The sequence below is a fragment of the Aurantimonas sp. A3-2-R12 genome, assembly GCF_036016755.1.
In the GTDB taxonomy this organism is placed as follows: domain Bacteria; phylum Pseudomonadota; class Alphaproteobacteria; order Rhizobiales; family Rhizobiaceae; genus Aurantimonas; species Aurantimonas coralicida_A.
Map to the genome: position 1 here is coordinate 1 of NZ_JAYXIH010000086.1, position 5957 is coordinate 5957.

Annotated in this window: 6 protein-coding genes; 4 read left to right on the forward strand and 2 right to left on the reverse strand. The window is 62.0% G+C overall.

Translation table 11 applies throughout. From position 1 onward, the window contains the following. Together VSX60_RS21745 and VSX60_RS21750 are read right to left on the reverse strand one after the other, a co-directional pair. The coding region (locus VSX60_RS21745; RefSeq protein ID WP_327626238.1) for an ATP-grasp domain-containing protein at positions 1–166 on the reverse strand (166 nt) is incomplete at its 3' end. 33 nt (positions 167–199) lie between these two features. Further along, positions 200–742 carry a hydrolase gene (locus VSX60_RS21750; protein ID WP_327626338.1) on the reverse strand — a complete coding sequence of 181 codons (543 nt, stop codon included), beginning with the start codon at positions 740–742 and terminating at the stop codon, positions 200–202. Between the two features lie 279 nt (positions 743–1021). Between VSX60_RS21750 and VSX60_RS21755 the strand changes: the two genes are divergently transcribed. The 4 genes from VSX60_RS21755 (at position 1022) to VSX60_RS21770 (ending at position 5829) form a co-directional block, all read left to right on the forward strand. Beyond that, positions 1022–1738, forward strand: a complete 717-nt coding sequence (locus VSX60_RS21755) for a GntR family transcriptional regulator (protein WP_327626339.1) — start codon at positions 1022–1024, stop codon at positions 1736–1738. A gap of 72 nt (positions 1739–1810) precedes the next feature. Beyond that, the gene (gene oxc / locus VSX60_RS21760; RefSeq protein WP_327626340.1) at positions 1811–3556 is read left to right on the forward strand and encodes an oxalyl-CoA decarboxylase; all 1746 of its coding nucleotides are present in this window, start codon (positions 1811–1813) and stop codon (positions 3554–3556) included. Positions 3557–3598: 42 nt separating this feature from the next. Further along, positions 3599–4873 carry a formyl-CoA transferase gene (gene frc / locus VSX60_RS21765; protein WP_327626341.1) on the forward strand — a complete coding sequence of 425 codons (1275 nt, stop codon included), beginning with the start codon at positions 3599–3601 and terminating at the stop codon, positions 4871–4873. Positions 4874–4914: 41 nt separating this feature from the next. Further along, complete coding sequence (locus tag VSX60_RS21770; RefSeq protein WP_327626342.1) at positions 4915–5829, forward strand: methionyl-tRNA formyltransferase; 915 nt, start codon at positions 4915–4917, stop codon at positions 5827–5829. Positions 5830–5957: the final 128 nt, after the last annotated feature.

A 5957-nucleotide genomic window follows, 5' to 3' on the forward strand; every position in this document is an offset into this window, starting at 1 on the left:
TGCCGCGGCCGCCGGCGTGGATCTGGCTCTTGACCACATAGACCGGCCCCGGCAACTGCCGCGCCGCGGCCTCGGCCTGCGAGGCCTCGGTGATCGCCACGCCCGCCGCGACCGGCGCCCCAAAACCCTTGAGAACTTGCTTGGCCTGATATTCGTGGATGTTCATGTCTGGGAAATCCCCCCGGATGATGGTGATTGGCTATTTGATTCTGGGCAGCATCTTCTTGAAGGAGGGCGTGCCGGCCTTGCCGAGCCATTCGAAGACGACCATCTCACTGGTGACGATGCCGACGCCGGCCGCACCGAGTCTCTGTAGGCAGGCGTGTTCGCTCTCGGCCGATCGCGACGCTGTCGCGTCCGACGCGACGAAAACCTGATACCCCGCCTCGAGCAGGCTTGCGGCAGTCTGCACGACGCAGATATGCGCTTCCATTCCCGCCAGGATGATCTGGTGCCGTCCAAGAGCGGTCAGGGCTGACGAAAACGCGCTGTCTTCCATGCAGGAAAAATGCACTTTCTCGAAGACTGGGAAGCCAGTAGCGACGGACGCGAGCTCGGCCATCGTATGGCCCAGCCCCGCCGGATATTGCTCGGTCAACAGCACCGGGACACCGACTTCGCGCGCGGCCTCGATCAGCAGTCCGGCATTCTTCAAAGTTCGCGCTGGCGCTAACATGGCTGGAACCAGCCGTTCCTGCATGTCGATAACGACGAGAGCGGAATCCTTAGCTCTGATCAACATGCATTCTGTCCTCCCTTTCGACAGATAAAACCATCGGTAAACGTCCGTCAACTGGTATGCCAAACGCCAGATACCGTCAAGAGAATGTCGGGAATATCAGCTATTCCGGTACTTAGAACCCCTGTAATCCTTAGGTTTCCGCATTCCAACGGGGAATTCCCCAATTGCCCATTGACGCGTCAGCGCTCCGATGTATGGTATACCACATAAGGCACACGCAAGCGGCTCGATGCCGTTTCGACAGATGCCGGGGTGCGAAGCAGGGGAGGCGTTCGGACTGTGTCGATTACCAGCAAGCTGACGCCGATCGCCGTGAACTTCACGCTGAAGGATCACACCTACGACGTGCTCCGCGAAGCCATCCTTGACATGAATATCTACGACGAAGGCGCCGATCTGCGTCTCGATGAGCGCACCATCGCCGGACAGTTGGGAATATCGCGCACACCCATTCGCGAAGCCTTGGCGCGATTGGCGCAAGAGGGTTTTGTGGAAATCCTCCCGCGCAAAGGGGTGTTCGTCAAGCGCAAGTCCATGAACGAAGTGCTGGAGATGGTCGTCACCTGGGCGGCGCTGGAAAGCATGGCGGCCCGGCTCGCCGCGGAGCGCGCCTCAACGGCGGAACTCGGCTCCTTGCGCAAATTCGCGATGAAGCACAGCACCCATGCCGCGCGCGCCGACATCGAGGAATATTCGGAAGCCAATATCGTGTTTCACCAGCGCATCCTGGAACTCTCCGGCTGCGCGCTGCTCAAGTCGACGGCTGACGGTCTGTTCCAGCACATGCATGCCGTGCGCCGGCGGGCGATGGGCGAAAACGATCGGGCGACGCGATCGGTGGTCGACCACATGGAGATCGTCGAGGCGCTCGAGGCGCGCGACGCCGATGTCGCCAGCCGCCTGGTGCGCGAGCACACCATGAAGCTGCATGATCATGTGCGGGCCGCCTGGGTTCGCATCGAATCGCTGAATCGTAAACGCATTGAGGCCGGGTGAACGGTTTCGCATGTCACAGAGGGAGTCGACTGCGAGGTCGACCCAGCCGAAGGGCTTCCGGGAGGAAACAGAATGTCAGCAGTAGCGAAAAGCACGGAAACGGATGTCGCTGAGGCCGATGCGCAGCAGGCGCTGACGGATGGGTTTCACCTTGTCATCGACGCGCTCAAGCTCAACGACATCAATACGATCTATGGTGTTCCGGGCATCCCGATCACCGATTTCGGCCGCATGGCGCAAGCGGAGGGGATGCGCGTCATCTCGTTTCGGCACGAACAGAATGCCGGCAACGCCGCGGCCATCGCCGGTTATCTCACGCAGAAGCCCGGCATCTGCCTGACGGTTTCGGCGCCTGGCTTCCTGAATGGTCTGACGGCTCTGGCGCACGCCACCACCAATTGCTGGCCGATGATCCAGATTTCCGGCTCGTCCGAGCGCGAAATCGTCGATCTTCAGCAGGGCGACTACGAGGAGATGGACCAGCTGGCGATCGCCAAACCGCTGTGCAAGGCCGCCTACCGCATCCTGCACGCCGAGGATATCGGCATCGGCATCGCCCGGGCCATCCGGGCGGCGGTCTCGGGGCGTCCCGGCGGTGTCTATCTTGATCTGCCCGCGAAGTTGTTCGGTCAGGTCATGGACGCCGCGGCCGGTGCCAAGTCACTGGTCAAAGTCATCGATCCGGCCCCCAAGCAACTGCCCGCGCCGGATGCCGTCGCCCGCGCGCTGGAGGTGATCAAGGGGGCGAAGAAGCCATTGATCATCCTCGGCAAGGGCGCCTCCTATGCCCAGGCCGACGACGAGATCCGCGCGCTGGTCGAAAACAGCGGCATTCCCTACCTGCCGATGAGCATGGCCAAGGGACTGCTTCCCGATACGCATCCGCAATCGGCGGGCGCCGCGCGCTCGCTGGTGCTCAAGGAAGCCGATGTCGTCGTGATGATCGGCGCCCGCCTCAACTGGCTGCTGTCGCACGGCAAGGGCAAGCAGTGGGGCTCCGAGCCGAAGAAATTCGTCCAGATCGACATCGAGCCAAGGGAAATGGACAGCAATGTCGAGATCGCGGCCCCGCTGGTGGGCGATATCGGCTCCTGCGTGTCCGCGCTGCTTGGTGGCATGGGCGGAAACTGGCAAGCGCCGCCCGCCAGTTGGACCGACATGATCCGGGAGAAGGTCGAGGCCAACGTCGCCAAGATGGCGCCGCGGCTGATGAACAACAATTCGCCGATGGATTTCCATGGTGCGTTGGGTGCCTTGAAGACGATCATCAAGGAGCGTCCCGACGCCATCCTCGTCAATGAGGGCGCCAACACGCTGGATTTCGCTCGGTCGATCATCGACATGTACAAACCCCGCAAGCGGCTCGACGTCGGCACCTGGGGCGTCATGGGCGTCGGTATGGGCACCGCCATCGCGGCAGCGATCGAGACCGGCCAGCCGGTGCTGGCGGTCGAGGGCGACAGCGCCTTCGGTTTCTCCGGCATGGAGGTGGAGACGATCTGCCGGTACAATTTGCCGGTGTGCATCATCGTCTTCAACAACAACGGCATCTATCGCGGCACCGACGTCAATCCGACCGGCGGGGCGGACGCCGCGACGACCGTCTTCGTCAAGAATGCTCGCTACGACAAGATGATGGAAGCGTTCGGCGGCGTCGGCGTCTACGCCACGACGCCGGACGAATTGCGCCGCGCCGTCAACGAAGCGATGGATTCCGGTAAGCCTACCCTCATCAACGCGGAGATCGACGAAAAGGCCGGCACCGAAAGCGGCCGCATCGGCAATCTCAACCCACAAAGCGTCGTTGCCAAGAAATAGCGTCAACGCCGCCGATTGAACTCAGAACAGCAGGTACCCGCCATGAAGGCACTGGAAGGCATCAAGATCCTGGATTTCACCCATGTCCAGTCCGGACCGACCTGCACGCAATTGCTGGCCTGGTTCGGAGCGGACGTCATCAAGGTGGAACGGCCGGGCGTGGGCGACGCGACGCGCAAGCAGTTGGTCGACGTACCGGGTGCCGATAGCCTCTATTTCACCATGCTCAACCACAACAAGCGGTCGATCGAGCTGGATTCCAAGAACGTCACCGGCAAGGAAGTGCTGACCCGGCTGGTCGAGGAATGCGACGTCCTGGTGGAGAACTTCGCGCCCGGCGCGCTGGATCGGATGGGCTTTTCCTGGGAGCGGATCCAGGAGATCAACCCCCGCATCATCATGGCCTCGATCAAGGGCTTCGGTCCGGGTAAATATGCCGACTGCAAGGTCTACGAGAACGTCGCGCAGTGCGCTGGCGGCTCGGCTTCGACGACCGGTTTCCTCGACGGGCCGCCTTTGGTGACCGGCGCGCAGATCGGCGATTCCGGCACGGGACTGCATTTGTGTCTCGGTATCGTGACCGCCCTGTTCCAGCGCGAGAAGACGGGGCGCGGCCAGAAGGTCTCCTGCGCGATGCAGGACTCCGTGCTCAATCTTGCCCGGGTGAAACTGCGCGATCAGCAGCGCCTGGAAAAGGGTCCGTTGAAGGAATACTCGCAGTATGGCGAGGGCATCCCCTTCGGCGAAGCGACGCCGCGCGCCGGCAATGATTCCGGTGGCGGCCAGCCCGGCCGCATTCTCAAATGCAAAGGCTGGGAACAGGATCCCAACGCCTACACCTATTTCATCATCCAGGCCGCGGCATGGGAGAAGGTTTGCGACGTCATCGACAAGCCGGAGTGGAAGACCCAGGCAGGCTATGCCAAGCCGCCGGAGCGGCTCGACAAGCTCAACGAGATCTTCTCGACCATCGAGGAGTGGACCAAGACGAAGACCAAGTTCGAGATCATGGATATCTGCAATCCGCTGGACATTCCTGTCGGGCCGATCCTTTCCATGAAAGAAATCGCCGAGGATGAAGGGCTTTACGCGACCGGAACAATGGTCCGCGTCGCTCATCCCGAGCGCGGCGAATATCTCAGCGTCGGCTGCCCGATCAAGCTGTCGGACAGCCCTGCGGAAGTGCTCCGCTCGCCGCTGTTGGGTGAACACACGGCGGAAATCCTGTCGGATGTGCTTGGCTATCGCGGCGACGACCTCAAACGGGTCATCGGCTCGGGCGCCGTGGGAGACGTCAAGGCGGAAGCAGCGGAATAAAACGGACGCAGCGATAAAGCCGTGCCGTTCAGGGAGGAAATATGCGTATCGTAGTTCACGGCCAACAAGCCTTTGGAAAGGCCGTTCTGGAACGGTTGCTGGAGCGCGGCGAAGATGTCGTCGCGGTCTGCACCGCCCCCACGAAGGAAGGCAAGCCAGAGGACCCGTTGGCCGAGCTGGCCCGGGAAAAGGGGATCGCGCTGCATCAGCCGGCTTCGTGGAAGACACCCGAAGCGCTGGAATTGATGCAGTCCTTCGACGCTGACGTCTGCATGATGGCCTATGTGCTGCTGTTTGTGCCGGAGGCGGTGCGCGACGCGCCGAAATTCGGAACGTTCCAGTATCACCCATCGCTGTGCCCCCATCATCGTGGGCCGAGCTCGATCAACTGGCCCATCGCGATGGGCAGGGAGCAGACTGGACTCACCATCTTCTGGCCCGATGACGGGCTCGATGAAGGTCCGATCCTGCTGCAGAAAACCTGCGCGATCGGACCGGACGAAACCTTGGGCGACGTCTACTTCAAGAAGCTTTTCCCGATGGGCGTCGACGCCATGATGGAGAGCCTCGACCTGGTGAAGGCGGGGGTTATCCTCAAGCACGACCAGCGGCTCGACCAAGGCTCCTACGAGAGCTGGTTCAAGAAGGCGAACGCGGAAGTCGACTGGGCGAAGCCGGTCGCCGACCAGTACAACATCATCCGCGCGGCCAACCCGGCGCCAGGCGCCTGGACGACCCACAAGGGCGACACCGTCCAGATCTACGACTCGGCCCGCGCCGACGGCGAGGGAACGGCTGGACAAATCGTCGAGGTCTCGGCGGAAGGCGTAACCGTTCAGGGTAACGGTGGCCGCATCATCATCAAACGCGTTCGTCCTGCGGGCGGAGACAAGCAGCCGGCGGCCGACTGGGCCGCATCGGCGGGCCTTTCCGCCGGCGACATCCTCGGATCATAACTCGGGAAAAGATATTATTATGGCGTTCAAGACCGACATTGAGATTGCCCGCGAGGCGAAGAAGCTGCCGATCCAGGAGATCGGGGCGAAGCTGGGGATCGGGCTCGAGGATCTGGTGCCTTACGGGC